Annotated in this window: 19 protein-coding genes and 2 pseudogenes; 9 read left to right on the plus strand and 12 right to left on the minus strand. The window is 64.6% G+C overall.

Annotation, left to right across the window (positions count from 1 at the left end; all coding sequences use genetic code 11):
• Nucleotides 1–24 precede the first annotated feature (24 nt).
• Entirely contained in the window at nucleotides 25–792 is a 768-nt protein-coding gene (locus ACOZK4_RS15865) for an SDR family NAD(P)-dependent oxidoreductase (RefSeq protein ID WP_421592713.1), read from the minus strand.
• Nucleotides 793–1,025: 233 nt separating this feature from the next.
• Here ACOZK4_RS15865 and ACOZK4_RS15870 point away from each other — a divergent pair, with 233 nt between their 5' ends.
• From ACOZK4_RS15870 to ACOZK4_RS15895, 6 genes are all read left to right on the plus strand, one after another.
• Nucleotides 1,026–2,216 carry a GGDEF domain-containing protein gene (locus tag ACOZK4_RS15870; protein WP_421592714.1) on the plus strand — a complete coding sequence of 397 codons (1,191 nt, stop codon included), beginning with the start codon at nucleotides 1,026–1,028 and terminating at the stop codon, nucleotides 2,214–2,216.
• A 183-nt stretch (nucleotides 2,217–2,399) separates the two neighbouring features.
• Nucleotides 2,400–4,622, plus strand: a complete 2,223-nt coding sequence (locus ACOZK4_RS15875) for a methyl-accepting chemotaxis protein (RefSeq protein ID WP_421592715.1) — start codon at nucleotides 2,400–2,402, stop codon at nucleotides 4,620–4,622.
• Between the two features lie 151 nt (nucleotides 4,623–4,773).
• Nucleotides 4,774–4,989, plus strand: a complete 216-nt coding sequence (locus ACOZK4_RS15880; RefSeq protein ID WP_421592716.1) for a hypothetical protein — start codon at nucleotides 4,774–4,776, stop codon at nucleotides 4,987–4,989.
• Nucleotides 4,986–5,129, plus strand: coding sequence for a hypothetical protein (locus ACOZK4_RS15885; RefSeq protein WP_421592717.1), 144 nt, complete (start codon nucleotides 4,986–4,988; stop codon nucleotides 5,127–5,129). The genes ACOZK4_RS15880 and ACOZK4_RS15885 overlap by 4 nt, the downstream gene beginning before the upstream one ends.
• A gap of 41 nt (nucleotides 5,130–5,170) precedes the next feature.
• On the plus strand, nucleotides 5,171–5,848 hold the full coding sequence (locus tag ACOZK4_RS15890; RefSeq protein WP_421592718.1) for a PAS domain S-box protein: 678 nt from the start codon (nucleotides 5,171–5,173) through the stop codon (nucleotides 5,846–5,848).
• Nucleotides 5,749–6,279: a response regulator gene (locus tag ACOZK4_RS15895; protein WP_421592804.1), complete on the plus strand. Its 531-nt coding sequence runs from the start codon at nucleotides 5,749–5,751 to the stop codon at nucleotides 6,277–6,279. Before ACOZK4_RS15890 ends, ACOZK4_RS15895 begins: the two co-directional genes overlap by 100 nt.
• A 273-nt stretch (nucleotides 6,280–6,552) precedes the next feature.
• Here the strand turns inward: ACOZK4_RS15895 and ACOZK4_RS15900 are convergent.
• Nucleotides 6,553–6,687, minus strand: a pseudogene (locus ACOZK4_RS15900) (DNA-binding response regulator); the annotation flags it as partial.
• A 260-nt stretch (nucleotides 6,688–6,947) separates the two neighbouring features.
• Here ACOZK4_RS15900 and ACOZK4_RS15905 point away from each other — a divergent pair.
• A pseudogene (locus ACOZK4_RS15905) lies at nucleotides 6,948–7,420 on the plus strand (DUF1062 domain-containing protein).
• Nucleotides 7,421–7,484: 64 nt separating this feature from the next.
• On the opposite strand, the gene ACOZK4_RS15910 reads toward ACOZK4_RS15905, so the two are convergent.
• From ACOZK4_RS15910 to ACOZK4_RS15950, 9 genes are all read right to left on the minus strand, one after another.
• The gene (locus ACOZK4_RS15910; RefSeq protein WP_421592719.1) at nucleotides 7,485–9,839 is read right to left on the minus strand and encodes a polysaccharide biosynthesis tyrosine autokinase; all 2,355 of its coding nucleotides are present in this window, start codon (nucleotides 9,837–9,839) and stop codon (nucleotides 7,485–7,487) included.
• Between the two features lie 84 nt (nucleotides 9,840–9,923).
• Nucleotides 9,924–10,829: a UTP--glucose-1-phosphate uridylyltransferase gene (locus ACOZK4_RS15915; RefSeq protein ID WP_421592720.1), complete on the minus strand. Its 906-nt coding sequence runs from the start codon at nucleotides 10,827–10,829 to the stop codon at nucleotides 9,924–9,926.
• A 4-nt stretch (nucleotides 10,830–10,833) separates the two neighbouring features.
• The gene (locus ACOZK4_RS15920; protein ID WP_421592721.1) at nucleotides 10,834–11,841 is read right to left on the minus strand and encodes a glycosyltransferase family 2 protein; all 1,008 of its coding nucleotides are present in this window, start codon (nucleotides 11,839–11,841) and stop codon (nucleotides 10,834–10,836) included.
• Nucleotides 11,838–12,761 (minus strand): glycosyltransferase family 2 protein, encoded by a 924-nt coding sequence (locus tag ACOZK4_RS15925; protein WP_421592722.1) that lies wholly within the window; start codon nucleotides 12,759–12,761, stop codon nucleotides 11,838–11,840. The genes ACOZK4_RS15920 and ACOZK4_RS15925 overlap by 4 nt, the downstream gene beginning before the upstream one ends.
• On the minus strand, nucleotides 12,758–13,756 hold the full coding sequence (locus ACOZK4_RS15930; RefSeq protein WP_421592723.1) for a glycosyltransferase family 2 protein: 999 nt from the start codon (nucleotides 13,754–13,756) through the stop codon (nucleotides 12,758–12,760). The genes ACOZK4_RS15925 and ACOZK4_RS15930 overlap by 4 nt, the downstream gene beginning before the upstream one ends.
• On the minus strand, nucleotides 13,746–14,963 hold the full coding sequence (locus tag ACOZK4_RS15935) for a glycosyl transferase family 1 (RefSeq protein ID WP_421592724.1): 1,218 nt from the start codon (nucleotides 14,961–14,963) through the stop codon (nucleotides 13,746–13,748). Before ACOZK4_RS15935 ends, ACOZK4_RS15930 begins: the two co-directional genes overlap by 11 nt.
• An 11-nt stretch (nucleotides 14,964–14,974) precedes the next feature.
• Nucleotides 14,975–15,751 carry a glycoside hydrolase family 16 protein gene (locus ACOZK4_RS15940; protein ID WP_421592725.1) on the minus strand — a complete coding sequence of 259 codons (777 nt, stop codon included), beginning with the start codon at nucleotides 15,749–15,751 and terminating at the stop codon, nucleotides 14,975–14,977.
• Nucleotides 15,752–15,753: 2 nt separating this feature from the next.
• On the minus strand, nucleotides 15,754–16,869 hold the full coding sequence (locus tag ACOZK4_RS15945; RefSeq protein ID WP_421592805.1) for an acyltransferase family protein: 1,116 nt from the start codon (nucleotides 16,867–16,869) through the stop codon (nucleotides 15,754–15,756).
• A 371-nt stretch (nucleotides 16,870–17,240) separates the two neighbouring features.
• Nucleotides 17,241–18,719, minus strand: a complete 1,479-nt coding sequence (locus tag ACOZK4_RS15950) for a lipopolysaccharide biosynthesis protein (RefSeq protein WP_421592726.1) — start codon at nucleotides 18,717–18,719, stop codon at nucleotides 17,241–17,243.
• Between the two features lie 123 nt (nucleotides 18,720–18,842).
• On the opposite strand from ACOZK4_RS15950, the gene ACOZK4_RS15955 reads away from it, so the two are divergent.
• Nucleotides 18,843–19,802, plus strand: coding sequence for a glycosyltransferase family 2 protein (locus tag ACOZK4_RS15955; protein ID WP_421592727.1), 960 nt, complete (start codon nucleotides 18,843–18,845; stop codon nucleotides 19,800–19,802).
• Between the two features lie 24 nt (nucleotides 19,803–19,826).
• Complete coding sequence (locus tag ACOZK4_RS15960) at nucleotides 19,827–20,756, plus strand: polysaccharide pyruvyl transferase family protein (RefSeq protein ID WP_421592728.1); 930 nt, start codon at nucleotides 19,827–19,829, stop codon at nucleotides 20,754–20,756.
• Here the strand turns inward: ACOZK4_RS15960 and ACOZK4_RS15965 are convergent.
• Entirely contained in the window at nucleotides 20,753–21,745 is a 993-nt protein-coding gene (locus ACOZK4_RS15965) for a glycosyltransferase family 2 protein (RefSeq protein ID WP_421592806.1), read from the minus strand. The genes ACOZK4_RS15960 and ACOZK4_RS15965 overlap by 4 nt on opposite strands.
• Between the last annotated feature and the right edge of the window lie 85 nt (nucleotides 21,746–21,830).

Raw genomic sequence — 21,830 nt, forward strand, 5'->3', positions numbered from 1 at the left:
CCGCGGAGGCGCCGTCATAGAATGTCAGATGGCGGTGAAGCCGTTGTCGACGAAGAGATGCGTGCCGCTAACGAATTCCGACTCGTCGCTCGCCAGATAAAGCGCGGCGCGCGCGATATCCTCCGGCTCGCCGATACGGCCCTGCTGGGCGGCGAGCGCTGCATCCGACACGTCCACGCCATAGCGGTTCAGCGCCTCGATCTCGCGGTTGCCATGCGGCGTGCGCACGAAGCCGGGGCAGACGGCGTTGCAGCGGATGTTGCGATCGCGGAATTCGATGGCGATCGCGCGGGCGAACATATGCACCGCACCCTTCGTCGTGCCGTAGAGCACCTCCATCGGCGTCGCCGCCACGGCCGAAATCGATGAGGTGCAGACGATGGCCCCGCCGCCGCGCGCGATCATGCCCGGCAGCACGGCACGCGTGACGAGAAACATCGAGCGCACATTGATCGCCGTCAGCCGTTCCCATTCCTCTAATGTCGTTTCGAGGAAGGGTTTGACGATGATCGAGCCGGCATGGTTGAACAGCACATTGGCCGCGCCATAGTGATCCTCGACGGCCTTGATGGCCGAGATGACGGCGGCTTCATCCGAAACATCGGCCGTGAAGGCCTGCGCATCGCCGCCATGAGCGCGGATATCCGCTGCCGTCTCTTCCGCTGCGGCCGTATTGTAATCGACGATCGCGACGCGCGCACCCTCCCGGGCGAAAAGGCGCGAGGCCGCCCCGCCCATGCCGGTCGCGCCGCCGGAAATGATTGCCGTTTTTCCCTCAAGTCTGCCCGCCATCGTTCCATGCTCCTTCAACTATCCGGGATCTGCGGTGTTTCAAACCCGCCGGATTTTACGCGCTAAATTCCTCTGCCTCTCGCTACAGGAGTCAATGGGAAAGGCGCCTCGGAAAGTGTTTGCGCAACCACAATCCAGGTCAGGGTGAGGCGAAAGAAAGCGTACAACTTTAGGCACTTGTTCAGCATTCTTGCCTAACGTCAGGCAATCGTTCTGCATGGGGATATTCGACGATGACCGTCGTGACACTGGAACACGTGGAGCGCCAGAGGGCACGGGGTTTCCGTCTCCTGCGTTTTTGCCCCGAAATCGAGGCCTGCTTCCGCGAGGGCTATGTGGCCGAACGTGTGCGGCTCGCCGTGATCTGGGGCATCATCGGCACGCTGATCTACGATCTCGTCTATTTCGGCGACCGGACGATGATGGCGGATGTCTTTTCCGGCCTCGTCACTGTGCGTTTCTTCATTTTCACGCCCTTCGTGATCGCCTGCATTCTCGCGGTGCGCCGCTGGCCGAATGCCGCGCTTTACGACGTGCTTTCGGTCGCCATCGCCGTGCTCGGCGTCACGCTGCCGATGGCCGTCGCCGTTGAGAGCGAAAGCCCCTATCTCTTCGTCTACCAGAACGGTAATTCCGCCGCCTTCCTGTTCTTCGTCATCGCGCTTCGCCCGCGGTTTCCCGCCATAGTCATCGGCCTCGTGCTGATGTGCGCCTCGCATTTCACCACGACGTCGCTCACCGGCGCCTTCGATGCGGTCACCTATTCCGGCATCGTCACCTTCTACGTGACGCTCTCGATTTTCCTGGCCGTCAGCGCCTATTTCCTGGAGCAGAAGGATCGGCAGAGCTTTCTCAACCAGCTGCGCGGCAGCCTGCTTTACCAGCAGCTGGAGCACAATGCCGACCGCGACGAGCTGAGCGGCCTCCTGAACCGCCGTTCGCTCGCCCGTGTGCGCGATGCGCTCTGGAGCGACGCTTCGCACAGCATCGCCGCTATCCTGCTCGATATCGACCACTTCAAGCGTTTCAACGATGTGCATGGCCATATCGAGGGCGATGCGTGCATCCGCGCGGTCTCGCAATGCATCCTCGGGAATGCGGACGAAGGGGCGCATGTGTTCCGCTTCGGCGGTGAGGAAATCCTGGTGCTTTCGGTCGGTCACACGTCGCTGCAGGCGCTGGCACAGGCAGAGCGCATCCGCACCGCCGTCGAAGCGCTCGCCATCCCGCATCGCGGCCTTGAGGATGGCTGCGTGACGGTCAGCCTGGGCGTCGCGCTGGCATTCCCTCCCGTGACGGCGTTGGAACGTCTTTTGCAGGATGTAGACGCCGCGCTTTATGAGGCCAAGCACCGCGGACGCAACACCGTCGCGCTGGCGGATGATCTGATCCCATCCAGCCGCGGGGACAGCGCCGCAGCCTGACAATCGGCCACAACCTGCGCATCGCACGCCGATTTCCGGAAATTCCATCAAACGGCGGGCGCCTCCGGCGAGGAAGGTCTGATTTCCCGGAAAAATTTTATTACTTTTTAAGTTAAATACCGCAGCGTCAGCACCATTCTACTGCAACCATCGCCGGTATCTTGGCGAAACAGGACCGACCTCATGGCTTCAACCTCCGCTGCGCGTCCGAAATCCTCCCGCTCCCTGGCGGTCAAGCTGCTCTCCGTGAGCGCTGTCGCCATTGCCTGCGTTCTGGCGCTGACTTTCCTCATTGTCATCCTTCAAGTGCGAGAGCGCACCGTCGCCATCACGTTGAAGCAGGCGGAAGCCGAGGCCGAGGCGACCGCGCAGGCGATGAGCGGCAAGATCGATGCGCTCTCGGGTGCCACGCGCAGCCTGGCGGGCCTGATTGAGCGGGGCATTGCCGCCGGAAAGCTGGACCGCGCGATGATCACGACCATGCTGCCGGCGCAGGTGGAAAAGTTCGATCTCGTCTTCGGCGCCTGGATCGTCGATACCGAGCAGGGCCTCGACGGCACGGTCGGGCCGAAGGACGATGCAGTACAGGGCACGAATGCCGATGGCGTTTTCACGCCTTACTGGGTTCGCGGCGCGAGCGGTCTGGAACTGATGCGCCCCGCCGTCGATCGCAACGCGGAATATTATCGCCTTGCTGCGACGAGCAAGAAGGGCGCCGCGACCGAACCGTATGAAGAGCCGTCGGCCAACAATCTCCTGATGATGACTGTAACGCAACCTGTCATTATCGACGGTCGTCTCGCCGCAGTGACCGGTCTCGATGTCGCGTTGGGCTCCCTTGCCGACTCTCTGAAGTCGGAACGTCCGTTCGGTGAAGGCCGTGTCTACCTGCTCTCGGGCACCGGCAAATGGCTGGCGGCTCCCGACGCCTCGCAGGTGATGAAGGAATACGCAGCCGAAGGCAGCGATCAGGTCAAGGCGGCGCTTGGCGACGGCAAGACGGTGACGCTGCACGATGTCGTGGGCAGCGATGGCGACTCGGTCTATCGTGTCGTCTATCCCTTCGATCTGCCGGGCCTCAATGCCCGCTGGGCCGTGGCGGTCGACGTGCCGGTGGCAGCCGTCTCCTCCGTCGTCAACGAGCAGACGAAGATCCTTGTCATCGGCGGCATGTTCATTCTCGCGGCCGTGATCGGCGCGCTGCTTCTGGCCGTGCGCACCTTCGTGCAGCGGCCGATGGCCTCGCTGCTCGGTGATGTCGGCCGCATGTCACAGGGCCAGCTGGAACAGCCGGTTTCCGGTCAGGAGCGCAGTGACGAGATCGGCAAAGTCGCCGTCGCACTCGAAGCCTTCCGTCATCGTCTTGCCGATGGTCACCGTCTGGAAGCTGCCAGTGCCGAGCAGCGTCAGCAGAGCGAAAACGAGCGTCGGCAGACCGAGACGGAGCGCGCCCGCGCCGCCGAAGAGCAGCGCAAGGTCGTGGAAGCGCTCGGTCGCGGCCTCGCCAACCTTTCGCGCGGCGATCTCACGAGCCGCATCACCGAAAACTTCCCGCCGTCCTATGTGGAGCTGCGCGACAATTTCAACGACACGATGGACAGCCTTGAGCGCACCATCCTGCAGCTGAACCAGACCGTGCATTCGTTGAATGCCGGCATCGGCGAGATCAGCCGCAGCTCGGACAATCTCTCGCGCCGTACGGAACAGCAGGCCGCAAGCCTCGAAGAAACCGCCGCGGCGATGAACGAGATCGCCGAGCAGATGCATACCAGCACCCGCAATGCCGGCGATGCCGCCGCCAAGGTCAACGAGGCCTGCTCGGATGCCGACCGTTCCAACGCGGTCGTGCGCAAGGCGATCACCGCCATGGAGGGCATCGAGGATTCTTCGAAGAAGGTCAGCCAGATCATCGGCGTGATCGACGAGATCGCCTTCCAGACCAACCTGCTGGCGCTGAATGCCGGAGTGGAGGCAGCACGCGCCGGCGAAGCCGGCAAGGGCTTTGCCGTCGTGGCGCAGGAAGTGCGCGAGCTCGCCCAGCGTTCGGCGCAGGCGGCCAAGGAAATCAAGGCGCTAATCTCCGCCTCCAGCGCGCAGGTCCAGGAGGGCGTTTCGCTGGTCGGCGAGACCGGCAGTGCGCTGACGCGCATCGGCGAGCAGATCCTCTCGGTCAACAAGCTGATCCAGGACATTTCTGCCTCGGCGCGCGAACAGTCCTCCGGCCTTCAGGAAATCAACGTCGCCGTCAACAACATGGACCAGGTGACACAGCAGAATGCCGCGATGGTGGAAGAAACCACCGCCGCCGCAAACCTGCTGAACGATGAGGCGCATACCCTGCGCGACATGGTGATGCGCTTCTCCGTCAGCAACGCTGGCGAAGCCCCACGCCGCCGCGCCGCCTGAGGCACGACAAGGAACGCCCGCGGTCCGCCCTGACGCGGACCCGCGGGTGGTCATTTCTCCGCGATCCCCGAAACCTTGCTGAAACAAGCCTGGCGTACGGCTGAAACCGTCGTCTGGCAGGATGACCTCAGATCAAGGAGAGGATCATTCCATGTTTGCAGCCATTCGCCCTATCTTTGCCATGGGCCTCGTCATGGGCCTCGTTGCCGGCTTCGCCGTGCCTGCCTTTGCGGCGGAAGGCACAAAACTGTTCAGCTTCGTCAACGAGAACGAGGAAATCGTTGCAGCCCTGACGCCTGGTGATGCGGCACTCGGCGAGGATGCCGGCGCCATCGGCAAGGCGCGCTGCACGAGCGCGGGACCTTGACGGTCTGGCGCTATGCCGTGCGCAAGGCCAAGGAGGGCGAGCTGGAACAGGCGCCGCTGAAGCAGATCAGCGTGCAGGCTGAGGGGACTTTGCGCGTCGAGCCCTATGCGACGCCGCTCAGGATCGTGCCGCTGCAATAGAACCTGCCGGTGCCGCTTGTCGGCTTCTCGTGACCTCCAGCATGGGTGCTGAAACACAAGCGAAACACTTGGCCGCTAGTCTTCCGCAGCTTACGCCCATTTCGGGCAATTCCGGTCCGGCCGGGATTGCCCGGCTTCCCGGAAGGATCGCGCATGAATACACCGTCGGAGTTTCGCGAACTCGAAGCCTATCACGCAGCGGTGGTTCGAACGGCATCGTCGTCATCGACGGCGAAGGCTTTGTGGTCGATTTCAACCCGGCGGCAGAGGCGATCTTCGGCTATGCGCGGGACGCCGTCATCGGCGAGCCCATCGCCGAACTGATCATTCCTCCGGAACAACGGGCCGCGCATGAGCACGGTCTTTCCCGCTATCTCGCGACAGGTGCAGGCCATGTGCTCGGCAAACGGCTCGAACTGCCGGCCATGCTGTCGACGGGCGAATTGATCCCCATCGAACTCACCATCACGGATGTCACGCTCGGCGGACGGCGGCTTTTCGCGGCCCATATTGATCAGCGGGCTCACCGACCGCAGGATCACCGTCGGCATCGAGGCCGACCGGGTGGCGGGTACGGTTTCGCTCACCAGCCGGTGTGCCGGAGGCGATCCGCAGCCGCATCTTCGATCCGTTCTTCACGACCAAACCGCAAGGGGCGGGCACCGGCATCGGCCTGGTCGTGTCCAAGGGGCTGGTGGAAGCACATGGCGGCAGTCTGACGCTCGGTGATGCGCCTGATGGCTGTGCGCGTTTCATCATCCGGCTCACCAATGAAACGGTGCAGGCGAGCGGAGCGGAGGCTGTACGGCCCGCGGCAAAGACGGATCAGCCCGCACCGAACCGGCATTTGCTGGTGGTCGATGACGACGTGGCGGTCGCTGAACTGGTGGCGGAGATCGCTGACCGCCTCGGTTATGCTGTTACCGTCACGCATGGCGGCAACGAGGCGCGGGGCAAGATTACCGCGCGTGACGGCAAGTTTGATGCGATCCTCTGCGATATCCGCATGCCCGCCGGCGATGGCCCCGGCCTCTACGATTGGCTGTGCGAACATCATCCGGCGATACGCTCGGGCTGTCCGATGATCGAAAAACTGTTCACGCTTGGCGATATCGCGGCTTTCCTCGACGATCTGACGACGCCGCGCTGAAACAGTTGAAACATGAGCGTACGAGGCTGGAAATAGCGAGCGTCTAGGGTGGTTCATCGGACAACCGATGGAGCCACCGACTCGGCCGGCTGGGTCGCCCCACGGCGCAGGACGGCGCGGATGCGCGCCTTCAGCTCGCGCAGATCGAAGGATTTGGTGACAGAGTCGTCCGCACCATTTCCAAGCCGATGATCCGGTCCACCACATCCGCGGCGCCGTGAGCATAATGATGGGAACGACGGAGCCGGCCCGGATGCGCCGGGCAATGGAGAAACCGTCCTCGGAAGGCAGGTTGAGATCGATGATCAATAGGTCGGCCGGCCGCTCGGAAAGCGCGGCATCAAGGGCCGCGCCGCTGGCGACGCCGCAGACGGAAAATCCCTGGCCGGCGAGATAGTCGGAGACCATCTCCCGCAGGTCCTCGTCGTCATCGGTCACGATGACGTGGGGCAAAATCGCGTGTTCGTTCAAGGGTATGGCCCGGCGCAGTCTGTTCTTGCTCTAGTTGAATACAGCGCGAGGAATCCGGTACGGTCCGCTGGACCATCATTCCCGTCCACGCACCGCAGCCCGTTCTTGCCTGCAGCACCTGCGCCGCACCGCAGCGGTTCCGGTCAAGCGACCGGCTCCGGCTCAACGCCAACGGCAAGAAGCTCGATGCTTGGCTCATCTACAAATGCACCCAATGCGACAAGACCTGGAGCCGCCCGCTTTTCGAGCGCCGGGCCATCCGCGAGATCGACCCGCGACCTTGCGGGCGCTGCAATCCAACGATGCGCATGGGCGCGCCTTCGATCTCAATGCCTTGCGAAGCAAGACATCGCGCATCGAGGTTTTTCCCGAATGCATGGTGCAAAAGGCCGTGCTCGGGGAATGTGCGGGTGGAGATAGCCTGGAGATCGTTTTCTCGGTTCCGCTGCCAAGCCAGCTTCGGCTCGACCGGCTGCTGGCGAGCGAACTGGCGATCTCCCGCTCCCGCCTTCAGGCGCTCGATGCCGCTGGAGGGCTTCGTTTCCAGCCCGCACGCAAGGAAAGTTTGCGGCGGCCCGTGTCGGATGGCAGCACCGTCCGCATTGCGATTGAGGCTCTGCCGGACTGCAATGCCCTGATGCTGGCGGCGTGCGGGGCGAACACCGGGTAGGGTGGCCGAACTCCCGCTAACGTGCCGGCCGGGTTGAGAAATCCGGCCGACTGCACGAGGCGCGTCAGCCCGTCATGCCCTTCATGCTGTCGGTATAATATTGCTCGTAGAGTTCCCGATATTGCTCCGCGCCGCCCGCATCGCTGTATCGGCTGAGCGCTGCCATGTCGGTCTTGTTGAGGATGACGCCGAGGGTTTTGCCCTCGATGCGGTGTTCGGCGGCGAGCAGGTCGCGGACGAAATTCGCCGACGTCCTGCCCCACTCCACGACGAACAGGAAACCATCGGCCAGCGGCTCGAAGGCCTTCGCATCGACAACCGGTCCAAGCGGCGTCAGATCGACCACGACATAGTCGAAATGCTGCCGCGCCTCGTCGACGAGCTCTCTCATCGCATTGGACGACATCAGCTCATTTGCGTCGTGCCGGCGGGTTTCGCCGGGGTGCAGCGCGATTGGCAGGATGGTAAGTTGCGAGCGGCGGTCGGTCTTGACGGCCTGCGTCCAGGGAAGTTCGCCGCGCAGCACCTCGACGAGGCCGGTCTGCGGGGCGGGCTTCATCATGGCACTGAGGCCGGGCCGGCGAACGTCGGCGTCGATCAGCAGCGTGCGTTTGCCGCTGACGGCAAGCAGCGCTGCGAAATTGGTCGCGACGGTGGATTTGCCTTCGCCCGGCAGGGCCGAGGTGACGCCGATCACGCGGTTCTGCCGGCCGTGCAGCATGGTTTCGGCGGCGAGCTTGGCGTTGCGCAGGGTCTCGGTGAAGGCGGAGCGGGGCGCATCCAGCACGACACGGGTCATGCGCTCGAGCGGGATGACGTCATCGTCTTCCGCGCCGGATGGCGGCTCCGTCTTCACCGCCTTGGCGCCGATCGTCGCCGGCTTGCGCTTCTTCGATGCGCCGCCGACGAGCGGCAGGTAGCCGAGCGGCTTCAGGCCCAGAATGCTGCGCACGTCGTTTTCGAGCCGGAAGGCGCGTTCGCGCATTTCCTGCACGAAGGTCAAGGCCCCGCCGGCCATCAGGCCCAACACCAAGGATAGGCCGAGCACCATGGTCTTGCTGGGGCTGGACGGCGAGACGGGGACGCCGGCATCGGAGATCACCCGCGCCTTGGCGATCGGGAAGGACTGCTTCTGCGAGGCCTGCTCGAAACGGCTTAAATAGCTCTCCGACAGGGCCTTCAATGCCGTCGCTTTCTGTTCCAGTTCGCGCAGGCGCACCGAGGAGCGGTTCGCATCGGCATTGTTGCCGGCGACCTTCCGGATGCTTTCGCGAAGCGACGTCTCGCGTGAGCGGGCGACGTCATATTCGTTGCGGTAGCTCGCCGTCAGTTGCTGGAGCTCCCGGTAGATCTGGCCGGCGAGGTCTTCCTTCTCGGCGCGGAGCGCTATTGCCTGGGGATGGTCCGCGCCAAAATTCCTGGTGATGTCCTGCGCGCGCTTGACCACGGAGTTGTAGCGGTTGCGCAATTCCTGAAGTCCCGAGGCATCGGCGCCCTGGGCTGGAATGGTCGCGTTGTCGATCGCCTTGTCCGGCCCCTGTTCGACGATCGCCTTGAACTGCGCATAGCGCGCGGAAGCACTGGCGGCATCGGCCTGCGCCAGGATGAGCTGGCTGTTGAGATCGGCGAGTTGCTGTTCCGACATTAGTTCGCCGCGGGCGGTGGTGAGGCCGTTTTCGGCGCGGTACTGCTCCACTTCGAGGGCGGCTTCCTGCGCGCGGGCCTGAATATCCGTCAGCCGCTCCTGAAGCCAGCTCGACGCCTGTTCCGTCGCCGTGAAGTTGGAGCTCAACTGATCCTCGAAAAAGGCTTCCGCGTAGCGTTTGGTGACGGCTGCCGCGAGCTGCGGATCGGTCGAGCGGAAGGAGACGGCGAGAACGGCGCTGCGCGACACGCGCTCGACGGTCAGCGCCTGCTGCAGCACGGCGGCCGCCTTTTCGCGGCGACCGTTGGCAAGCGCCTCCTCCGATGCCTGCGGTCCGGCGGAGCCGAAGGATGTCAGTGATTTGACCCATCCCTTGGCGATCGCGACAGGCGATTGCGGCGGGTTGATGATCGTCTCGTTGTCGGCAAGCTTCAGGTCGTCGACGACGCGCAGCGCCAGCCGGCCGGATTTCAGGATTTCGGCCGCGCTCGCAATGCGCATGTCGACCTGCTGGCTGCTCTGCGGCGCCGGCTCGCTCTCTTCCGCATACCGCGACAGGTCCTCGTCGAGCAGGATCTGCGTCATCGACGTATAGACCGGCGTCGCGAACACGAGATAGGTCACGCCCAACGCGACGGCGAGCGCGACCGACAGGCCGATCAGCCGCGCCCGGCGAACGAGGATCGTCAGCAGGCGGTTGAGGTCGATGAAGCTATCGGACGGATCCGGCTCCCGTCGCAGAATGCTGCGGTTCGGTACGGTGCGTTGGTGCATGGGGCTCCGTTCTGCCTTTCGGCGCGATGGAAACTCTGTCCTCCCGAAGGCGGCCCCGGATCCTCCCATCCGGGGCCTTTGGTCTTATGCCGCGCGAATCCGGCCCTCATGCGACGACATCATGTCGCGAAGGGATTGATAGACGGCGCCGCCGATATCCGGCCGCGCGAGCGCGAAGGCGACATTGGCCTCGATGAAGCCGTGCTTGGAGCCGCAGTCGTAGGTCCGCCCCTCATAGACATGGGCGTGGAACGGCTGGCTTCCCGAAAGTTTCAGCATGCTGTCCGTCAGCTGGATCTCATTGCCCGCGCCGCGCTGCTGGCGGGCGAGATGGCCGAAGATTTCCGGCTGGAGAATGTAGCGGCCGTTGAGGAAAAGATTGGATGGTGCTTCACCCGCCCGCGGTTTCTCCACCATATGCGTGACGGCAAAGCCGTGCTGCACGGCCGCTCCCTTGCCGACGATGCCGTATTGCGAAACCTCGTCGGGCGCGCATGGCTCGACGCCGACGACATTGCCGCCGACCTCGCCATAGAGGTCCATCAGGCCGGAAAGGCAGCCGCGCGGGCCGTAAGAGATCATGTCGGGAAGCAGCAGCGCGAAAGGCTCGTCGCCGATGACGTCGCGGGCGCACCAGACGGCATGGCCCAGCCCGAGCGGCGCCTGCTGGCGGGTGAAGCTGACCGATCCGGCCTGCGGCAGCAGCTCGCCGAGTTCGCGGACCTTGTCGTCCTTGCCGGATTTTTCGAGCGAGGAGATCAGCTCCGGCGTGTCGTCGAAATGGTCCTCGATGACCTGCTTGTTGCGGCTGGTGACGAAGACGACATGCTCGATGCCGGCCTCGCGCGCCTCGTCGAGGGCATATTGCACGACGGGGCGGTCAACGATGGTCAGCATTTCCTTCGGCATGGCCTTGGTGGCCGGCAGGAAGCGGGTTCCGTTGCCGGCGACGGGAATGATGGCCTTGCGGACGGTTCTGGTTCGCTCCATGGCATTATCCTTTGTTCTCTAGCGCATAATCCTGCGCTGTCGCTGGGGAGGAGGCCGCGCGGGGCGCGACCGTCTTGCGATGGGGTGGCGTCACGAGACGGCGCCACCGGGCGGCAACCGGCATCGCCAGATGCCGGAGTGCGACGGGATCGCCGAGCGCCGCCTTGAGGGCAGGCCCGAACGACCGGTTCTTGAGATGTTGGACGAGTGCGAGGAAGGCACGCGTTTCCTGCAAATTGCGCGTGCGGCGACGCTGGGCGGCTGCGGCTTCGCCCGCCAGCGGAAAGCGGGCGAGGAAGCGCCGGTCGCCGGCCAGCATGGCCTCGACGTGATGGAGATGCAGCACGCGCGAAATCGAGCCTTCGCGGATGTGGTAGATATAGCCGGGCGCCGGCACGACCATACAGCGGCCACCGGCGGCAAGGGCGGCGGCAAACAACAGATAGTCCTCGCCGATCCGCAACGCCTCGTCATAGATGAGGTCGTTGTCCTCCAGGAAAGCCCGGCGGAAGATCGGCTTCATGTAGCCGAAATTATGCGTGCTGCGGAAAATCCGGTTGGAATCGATGAAATCGGCAAGCGCGATCCGCGGGGTGCGGGCAAGCAGCGCATCCGGGAACATGGTCTCGATCCGGCCATCGGCATGCAGGACGAAGAGGTTATCGACCACGAGCGCGGCGTCATCCCGGTCGGCGGCCGTGATCATGCGGCAAAGCCGGTCCGGCTGCATCGTGTCGTCGGCATCGAGCACGGCGATCCAGCGGCCGCGCGCTGCCGCGAAACCGGCATTGCGCGCGCCGCCGGGGCCGCGGTTGCGCTCGAGGGTGACGAGCCGGACGGCCGGATCACCGATAGCGGTGACGGTGGCGCGCGTCGCATCCGTCGAGCAATCGTCGGCGACGATCACCTCGACGGTGATGCCCTGCTGGGCAAGGGCGCTGCGGATGGCGCGCTCGATCATTTCGGCCGCGTTGTAGGCGGCGATGACGACGCTGACGTCGGGGGCGGTCATCGCGCGGCCTCCAGCCTGCCATAGGGTTCAATGGCGCGGGTGCCGAACAGGCCTCCGATCGCGCCGGCATGCAGCAGGCCGCGCAGCAGGAAGCGGTTGCGGCGGATGGGGAACAGCACGAAGGCGGCGGCACCCGTGAGGCAGGTCGCGCATTTCGCGCCGGCAAGCGCGGCCGCCTTGATACGCGCCAGGCCGTCGCGCCGTTCGGCCAACAGGCGGCCATGGGTCTGGCCCATGCGCAGCCGGCGCTGCGCCAGCCATGCGAAGCGTGCGCGGGCGACGGGCACAGGTTCTTCCACCCAGGCGTCGGCGGCGAATGTAATGCGACCGCCGGCATCGTAGACGCCGCTGAAGAAGGCGGAATCCTCGCCGCCGCTGCGGCCGAGCGAAAGATCGAAGCGTCGGCCGGCGACGGAGGGCGCGGCAAGCCGCATCAGCACGTTGCAGGTATAGCCGGTGCGGATTTCGCCCTTCACCCAGACGGGGCGGGTGGCGTGGAAATCGCCGCGCCGCATCCAGTCGGGCGTTCCGGGCGCATAGAGCGCGCGGACGGGGCCGAGCACCACATCCGCGCCGTTGAGCTCCGCCGCATAGAGGAGCCGCGACAGCCATTGCGGCTCCACCGTCTCGTCGTCGTCGACGAAGGCGAGGAAATCGGCGTCGCTATTGTCGAGGCAGGCATTGCGGGCAAGCGAGATGTTGCCGGCCGGGCAATGGACATAGGCGACCTCGACGGGCATCCAGTCCGCTGCCGCCGCGACGCGCGTATAGGCGCTCGGCTCGACGTCATTGTCGGCGACGATGACGCGGAGGCGGACGCCCTGCGGCACCTTCAATGTTGCCAGCGAGGCGAGCGTTTCCGTCAGGATCTCGCGACGGAAGGTGCAGACGGCGATGTCGATTTTGATGGGTGCGCTCATGCCGGCATCCTCCGCTGGCGGATGTCGAGCAGTTCGCGCCAGAAGCCGGCCGACCAGGCGAAATGCATGATCATGGCCGAGATGGCGGCAAGCGGGCCATAGGGGTTGCGCTGGCCGAGCGCCATCCACGCGCCATAGCCAAGGCAGGCGGCGGCCCACAGGACAAAGGGTACGGCGGCAATCCAGGTCAAGGCCGCCAGAAAGGCGCCGGCGGCGACGGGCGCCACCATCAAGGGCAGCATCTGGCGCAGGCTTGGTCGCGCGCGGTGTTTCAGGAAATTGCGCGCGCGGCCACGGCCATAGCCGAAATACTGCTTGAAGAGCGGCAGGGCGCTGGCACGCGGATAGTAGATCATGCTGGTGCGCGCCGTCATCCAGATCCGGTAGCCCGCCTGATTGAGCCGGTAATCGCATTCGGCATCCTCGTTTGCGGTAAAACTCTCGTCGTAGCCGCCGACCGCGCGGAAGGCGGCGATGCGCATCAGCGCGTGGTGGCCGTGATCGGCCCAGTGGCTCTCGGCGCCGACGCGATGCTTGGCGCCGCCATTGCCCAGCACGGAATTCTGCGCGACGGCGGTCGCCTTCTGGAACGTGCCGAAGCCGACGGTCTGCATGGCGACCACGACGGAATCCGCCCCCGTCTCCAGCGCGTCCTCCACCAGCACGCGGCAATAGTCCCTTGGATAGGTACCGTGCGCATCGATGCGGATCATATAGTCGTGCTCAACACCAAAGGCCTCGATGGCGAGGTTGATGGCAGCACTCTGGATGCGCCTGGGATTGTCGAGCACGTGCATTTTCGGCAAGCGGGCGGCGAGGCCGCGGGCGATATTCCGCGTGCCATCCGTACTGCCGCCATCGACGACGACCAGCGTCGCGTTGAGCTCCGCAAGGGTCGGTTCGAGCTGGCTCACCAGCGATTCGAGATAAGGCGCCTCATTGAGGCACGGGATCACGATCAGGCAGCGCACGGCTGCGACTTCGTCAACGGTCATGGCAATTTACCTCGCTGGCCACCTTGCTGGCGATGAGGGAAGGGGTGGGATGCGGCGTTGCCGTCTGCTCTGCCGGCTGGCGCAGCGCTGCGAGGCGCTGGACGAAGGCGGCGCAATCGGCGCGGTCGAGGATCCAGGGCCGGGGACCGGCTGCGACGAGATTGGCATGAAGCGCCTGATAGGCCGCCTCGTCGAAGCTGGTGAAACGGTCGATTAGGGTATCGAGCCGCGCATCGGCAAGCGAGACGCCGACGCCGAGATGCATGGCCAGCCGTGCCGTTTCGGTTCCGTCGAGAACGATCGGCAGGGCGCCGTTGCGGCAGCCCTCGTAGAGCCGGTTCGGCAGGAGCCAGAGCGAGTTCTGCCCCTCCTCGAAGAAATCCACAGCCCAGGTGAAATCGACATTCGCATAGAGGACGGAAAGGTCTTCCGGATTGCGGTAGGGGCCTTCGAAGCGGAGATAGGGCTCTCGGGCGACAAAACCGTTGAAATCGTCGAATTCGCTGCGCGCCGGCCGGCCGCGCAGAACCACCTCGAAGCGTCCCTCCATGTGTCGCGTAAAGGCGGCCAGCAGGTCGAGCGATTTGCGGCAGCGGATCGCGCCGAACCAGCCGATGCGCCATGGCGCGCCGTCCGGCCGGGTGCGTGTCTGGATGGGCGTTTCGCCGCCATCAAGTTCCAGAACCTGGTTTTCCAGAAGATGGGCCGGTGCGCGAATGCCGGACAGCGGCTTGAAATAGTGTTCGACGAAGGCCGGGGAGCTGGTGACGAGCAGGCGGGCATCGCGGCCGAAATGGCGCTCCGCCGCGCGCAGAGCCTTGCCGGCAAGCCCGGTGTTCAGCAGCAAGCGATGCACGTCGAGGCACTCATAGGCGATCGGCACGCCGCCGAAATGCCGGGAGGCGCGATTGGCGAGCGCCAGCATTTCGAGATTGCGCGCCAGAATGACATCCGGCCGGGCAAGGCCGGCGAGCAAACGCGGAAGCCTGCTCGCCGCCCCCGCCACCGCGAGGAGGCGCTGCGCAAAGCGGGCATCCGCAGTCGCACCGAATTCTAGCGGCGCAACACCCTCGATCTCGGCGAGGCGGTTCTCTCCACGCCGGAAGCCGGCGAGCGTGACCGCCGCACCGCCCGCGGTCAGCATCAGCACCCGCCGGCGGACGGCGGGATCGGAAAGGTCGTGGACGAGATAGAGAACCCTGAACATCGGCCTCTCCGTCAATTCGTGAGGCAGGCGACAGAGCCGTCGAACTGGCATCGATCGCCCTCGGCGGTAAAGGCGATGCGCTCGACCTCGAGCGTCGCCTTGCCGGCGAAGGCGAAACGGCCCATCCAGTCGGACAACGTGTCGGTGCCCCAGAGCGAGAGGAAGATCTTCTGGGCGTTGGACGGCAGTTTTGCGGCGTCCGTCACCTCATGCACGAGCGCGCCGTTGATGTAGTAGCGCAGGCGATCCTTCTGCCAGACGAAGGCATAGTCGTTGAACCCGCTGTCCGCACCGCCATCGACCGGCACCAGTTTTTCGTGGCCGCCCTTGCCGGCGACATACTGGTTGAGCTGCACGCGGCTCGTGTTCTTGCCGAGAACTTCGAAGTCGATCTCGTCATGCGGCTTCTTGTCGGCGGGGCCGATATAGCTGAAGAAGGCCGAGTTCAGGCCCGAGCCCGTCGCGGCCTTCATGCGCACCTCGTAGGTGCCGTAGCCGTAGCGCTTGCGGGTCTGCACCTCGCCGCAGGAATATTGCCGTTCGCCCGCGGGCTTGGCATCGAAGGAGAGCGTGAGCTTGCCGCCGTCGACGGCCACCTGATCCTTCGACCAGGTGCAGTTCTGATGTTTTCCGTTGTTCCAGCCATCGGAAACGTACCATCTGCTGGTATCGAGCGTGTCGAATTCCTCCACGAAAGAGGTGCCGTTGGCGCCTTCCTGCGCGGCGAGCGGAGCGGCGGAAAGGGCAAGCGCTGCGGCGCAGAGCGCCGTTTTCGGGAAATCGGTCATGTTCACCTCCGTTGGGCGATGGAGCCTTCGGGCTTCATCGGCGGATGGCCGGCCAAGGGCCGTTTCTGGCCGCCTGCGCGGCGGCCGGTGAGGATGGCGGCAAGGGCGGGGGTAAAGCGTCGTGCCGCAGCGTGGGTGGAGACGAGGATGGCGAGCGCCAGAACCGGACTTGCGGCATAAAACAGCGGGTAATCGGCAATGCCGAGCCGGTTCCAGATCATCCAGAACAGGATGAGCAGCGGATAGTGTCCGCAGAAAATCCAGAAGCTCAGGCCGTCGAGCCGCGACAGGGCCTGGCCGAGGTCGGTGCGGATGATCAGGGCCGAGAGCGCCCATGCGCCGAAGATGCCGGCAATGGCGGCGAGGCTGCGCAGCATATCGAGCCAGGCCGGAAATTCCGGACCGAAGGCATAAAGCGCGAAAGAGAGCAGAACGGCCATCGCCAGAACGGCAGCGAAGACCGGGGCGGCGAAGCGATCTAGGCGCGTGATGTCGACGCGATGCAGCGCCATCGCGACACCGAAGCTGAAGCCGAACAGGATGGATTTCTTCAGAAAGATGCCGTTCGGCAGCGGCAGCACCGCATAGGCCAGCATCAGCGCGAGCACGGTGCGCGGATAGCGCAGCACGAGAACGGCGATGAGCGGCGACAGCAGCAGGCACAGCAGGAGGTCGCGCAGGAAATAGAGCGGGATGTTGATCGGCCAGCTTTCGGTTGCCAACGCGAGGTTCATCCATTCGCGCGGGCCGGCATGCACGATGTCAGGCAGGTAGCCGAAGCCGATGCCGCGCGATTGCGCGCCGTAGACCAGCACGAGAAAGGCCGTATTCCACAACAGGAAAGGCAGGAAGATGGTCGAGGCCTTGCTGCTGAGCGTCTTGCGGTAATCGAAGCCTTCGAGCCCGCGATGGAAGAGCAGGTGGCCGGAGATGGCGCTAAGGCACGGCACGCCGATGCGGAACAGGCTGTCGGCGAGGAACACGCGCAGCCAGTCCAGCCCGCCGAACGTGCCGAGATAAGGGCTCGTTGCCGGGTCGTGGGGAACATGCACGAAGATGATCCCTGATATCAGCACGATGCGCATCAGGTTGATGCGCGCTGAAACGGTCGCGTCGATGGTCACGATGTCCGTCACCCCTCTGGTGAGCCGATCCCCCCGGACGGCGTTCAAACAAGAGCAGACTGGAGCCTACGAAGAGGAGTGTGGGCGACGGGGCGGCAAAAAATATGGCGGCGCAGCAAATTTATCGGCCGACAAGGTTGCATTGCAGCATGTGTCGCGTCGCTGGCGGTGCGAACGAGATGTCTATTTCGCTGCCGCGAAGGAAGTTCGATCCCCGGTCCCGCAATACTTAGACGTCCATTCGAATATACTGATTTAGGCGCAATTTTTGGGTGCAGGCGGCGCCGAAACTTTTTTGTCGTTCAGCCTGCCTTCTGTCGGCGATGACTGCGATTGCGGCCGAGGGTTGTCGAATTGGGGCGGCCTCAAGGCACGCCGGCGGCAGCGGCGATCTTCGGCCGGCGAACGAGATCGAGGAGCTTTTTCAAGAGCGGCCGTTCGGTGAGAAGGGTGAGGGCCGCGTAGATCACGCCGCCGAGTGCAATGCCGAGGGCGACCTGCAGGACGGGATGAAAATGCGGGGCGAGACCGTGTTCGAGGGCTGCGCGCACGGCCAGCGCCATCAGCGCGGCCGTCAGCATCGGGCGGACCGAGCGGTAGAAGCCGGAGAGGAAGGGCGTCTGGTCCGCTCGGAAGACGACCCAGGAATAGCCGACGAGAACGACGGCGTTGACGAGGCAGAGCGCCACCATCGCCTCGATGAGCGTGCCGTTATAGGCGCCGAAGACGACCGCGGCGGTCGTTGCGACGGCGCGGCCGATGGCCCACCAGAACAGCGCGCCGCCATGGCCGGCCCCCTTGAGATAGGGGATGAAGGTGCTGCAGGGGGTGAGCAGCCCCTTGGAGAGCGCGAGCAGTCCGAGCACCGGCCAGGCGGCGGCCCATTGCGGGCCGAACAAGAGCAGCATGGCGGGTTCGGCAAGTGCCCAGAGGCCGAACATCATGGGGGCGAGCAGCAGCGTCGTCACCTGTGTGCTCAGCATTAGCGCCTGCGAGCGGCGCTTCCTATCATGCATCATCGCGCTGAAGGCGGGAAACAGCACGCCCATGACGCCCGACAGCACGACCTGGTTGGGAATGCTGGAAAAGCGGTTGGCGGCGGAATAGGCGCCGGCATCGGCGAGGCCAAGGAAGCGCGATATCACCACCATGGGCGACTGGAAGGTAACGAAATTGGCGACTTCCGAGCCCATCAGGCCAAGGCTGAAACGCCCCAGGCGGACGACGCCTTCGGCGCGAAACTGGAAACGCGGCAGATAGCGCGACACGAAGAAGAGGCCGGCAAGCCGGATGATACCCGCGACGAAAAGTTGGGCGACGAGCGCCCAGACGCCGAAACCGGCCAGCGCCAGGATGACGGCGACGATGGCCGCGATCGATTCGGAGATCATGCTCCACAGCGCATCCCGGCTGAACTGCATGCGCCGGGCGACCAGCGCATAGGCCACGTCGCCGGCAAGCTGGAGCGGAATGAGCAGGCACATGAGGCGCAGCAGGTAGGCCGCATCGGCCGCGCCGAACCAGCCGGCGAGCGGCTCGGCCCAGATGTAGAGCCCCGCCGCCATCAGGCAGGCGAAGGCGAGATTGGCCCAGAAAACCGAGTGGATCGTCTCCTCGTCTTCATCGGGTTCGAGGATCAAGGCGGAGGCGAGACCCGCCCCGCCGATCATCGCGAGAAACTGCACGACGGCCAGTGCGACGGCGACGCCGCCGAACTCTTCTGGCGTCAGCAGACGGGCCAAAATCGGCACGGTGACAAATTTAAGCCCGAATGTGCTTGTCTTGGATAGGACACTCCAGCCGACATTTCGGGTGACCGATTTGGCATTCACGGGCGGGGACATAGCGGGATCCTGTATCGCAAGAGGAGCTTTGACGACGACGACAAGCCTGCGCCGGAAACGGCCGCGCCCCGGTGGGAGGAGACCAGACGAACGTCTTTCTAGAGAGAACACAGGGACGAAAACATGGCGAAGCTGACAGTTATTATTCCGTTCTACCAGAAGGAGCCGGGCATTCTAAGGCGTGCGCTGACGTCTGTTTTTTCCCAAAGTTTCAAAGACTTAGATGTCATTGTCGTCGATGATGAATCGCCCTATCCCGCCGATGGCGACATCATCGGATTTCCCGACGAACAGCGTGCCCGCCTGCATATCGTGCGGCAGGAGAATGCCGGTCCGGGCGGGGCGCGCAACACCGGGCTCGACCATGTGCCCCCGGAAACCGACCTCGTCGCCTTCCTTGATTCGGACGATAGCTGGACGCCCGATCACCTCGAAAATGCCGTCGGCGCGATGTCGCAATTTGACGCGAACTGCTACTTCGCCTCGATCACCGGCAGCGATGCCTTCTATTATCATTTCGGTGTCGCCGACCTCGAAAAGACCGAGGCCGTGGTGCGCCTTTCGGACGATCCGCTTCTCCTCGAAATCCCCGGCCTGACGCAGGTCATGCTGAAGAACTGGAGCTTCCTTCACCTCTCCGCGATGGTCATCGGCCGGCCGCTGATCGAGCGCGTGCGTTTCGACGCGGCACTCCGGCTTGCGGCGGAAGACGTGCTGTTTTTCTGCGATTGCGTGCTAGCCGCCCGGCGGGTCGTGTTGAGTGCGGAAGCCGGTGCGGTGCGCGGCGAGGGGCTCAATATCTTCCACGGTGTCGATAACGATTCACCGCAGTTCCTGCGCCAGCAGTTCAACACCTGGGTGGCGCTCGATCGGCTGGAGCAGCGCTTTGCCGAACGCCCGACGGAGATCGCCTCTCTGCGCTCCTACAAGCAGACGGCGCGGCGCCAGGCGCTGTGGAGCCAGGCGCGGCGCGTGCGCCACCGCAAACTGCCGCAGTTCGACATGCTCGCCCGCTGGGCGGTGCGCGATCCGCGGCTCTTCACCAGCGTTTTCGCGCTTGCCGTCGGCAAGTTTTCCCGCTGACCCACCGTTTTCCAAGGAGAGGACATGAAGCCCTATTACTGGGAATCGCAGCACGGCAATTTCGGTGACGACCTCAATCTCTGGCTCTGGGATTTCCTGTTGCCGGGGTTTCGCGAGGTGCACCCGGACGTGCTGCTCGTCGGCGTCGGCACGGTGCTGACCAAGACCCTCCTGCCCGAGGAGGGGCGGAAACTCGTGCTTGGCAGCGGCTTCGGCTATGGTGTTCTGCCCGACATGCGCAACAAGGATCTCTGGGATATCCGCTGCGTGCGCGGGCCGCTGACGGCCGGGAAAGTCGGCGTGGCGGACAATCTCGGTATCGTCGATCCGGCGGTGCTGGTCGCCGACATGCCGGAATTTTCAAACCAGCCGAAACGCTATCCTTGCGCCTTCGTGCCCCATTGGGAATCGGCGGTGGCCGGACTCTGGCCGGTGGTCTGCGCGACCGCGGGCATGCACTATATCGATCCGCGTGGCGAGGCGAAGGACGTGATCCGCGAGATCGCGCAGTCCGAGCTCGTCATCGCCGAATCCATGCATGGCGCGATCCTGGCCGATGCCTTCCGCGTGCCGTGGGTCGCCGTCAGCACCTCGGCCAATATCAACAGCTTCAAATGGCAGGATTGGGCGGCAACGCTCGGCGTCGAACATCGGCCGCGGCGCATTCCCATCTCCACCCGCGCCGAAGCGATCATCAAGGGCGCCCGCTTCTGGGGCGTCGATTACGATGGCGCGACGTTTGCCGGGAGAGGGGAGGCCGCCGTTGCCGTCGCACAGGCCGCACCTCGCGGTGGCCTGCGCCTTGCGGCCAAGCAGATGCTCGCCGCGCCCTCGACGCTAGCGCTCTGGCAGGCAAGCCGCGCCGAACCGCAACTCAGCACCGATGCGCGCCTTTCCGAGCGTAAGGAGCGGCTCTATGCGGTGCTGGAGGATGTACGGCGCGACTATCTCTAGTCGGTCGTCAGCAGATAGCGCAGCCTGGCCTGGGGGACGGGCTGCCGGGGGCGAACGCGGCGGTGGGCGGCCTCCAGCTTGTCGCGGAAAATGCCGCCGGTAATGGCGGGTAGGTTGGCCGGGTTTTCCAGGGCATAGGCAAGGGCGGCGCTCGCGCCGCCCTTGCGCTTGCGATCCAGGAAATGGCGTAGCGCATGGCGCCGGCCGATCTGTCGGCAGTGGCGGCGCAGAGCTTCGGCAGCTTGAGGAGGCACATTGCCGGCCGAGAGGATAGTGCGTTCGGCCTCAAACAGGGTCTCGAGATCCTTGGTGCGATGCTGGCCGCTCAGCGAATTTGCCCGCACGATCGCGCCATAGCCGCAGCTTTCGATGATCGTGTAGCGTGCGCCGGCGATCAGCGCGCGGACATAGAGTTCATAGTCCTCGCCAAGCCGCATGTCCTCGCGGTAGCGCAGATCATGCGAATCGAGAAAGGCGCGGCGCATGACCGGTTTCAGGAAGCCTAGCTCCCCGCGCGGTGCGCCGCGTCGCGAGATATTGCCGAGCACGAAGGCTTCGATATCCAGCCGGCGCGGGTTCGGGGCGAAATCGGCCGGCGGATGCGCCGGGTCGGCCTTTTCCATGAAGGCGATATTGTCGGCGATGAAGTCCCAATCCTTGCAGGCGAGCATGCGGCGGAAGCGGCCGGGAAAGAAGAAATCGTCCGCATCGAGAATGGCGATCAGCGGCGCGCGCGAAATGGCGATCGCGTGATTGCGCGCGGCCGACGGTCCGCGATTGACCTTGAAGCGGATGACGTCGAGCCGCTTGCTGCCATCGTCGGCTTCGGCAGCCACGGCCATGGTGCGGTCGTCCGAGCTGTCGTCGACCACGACCACCTCGGCGACTTCGGGCTCGGCAAGCGCCGAGCGCACGGCCCGGCCGATCGTGTCTTGCGCATTCCTCGCGGCAATGATGACGCAGACCTTGTCTTCCTGGGTCACGACGATCCCCTTTCACGCGTTGAACCATGCGCGGAGCGAGCCGCGCTGCAATGCAGCATGAAAGGCGAAGTGGGCACAAAAACGGCTTGGC

Origin of the sequence: Shinella sp. M27 (assembly GCF_049199905.1) — a bacterium.
Classification (GTDB): Bacteria; Pseudomonadota; Alphaproteobacteria; order Rhizobiales; family Rhizobiaceae; genus Shinella.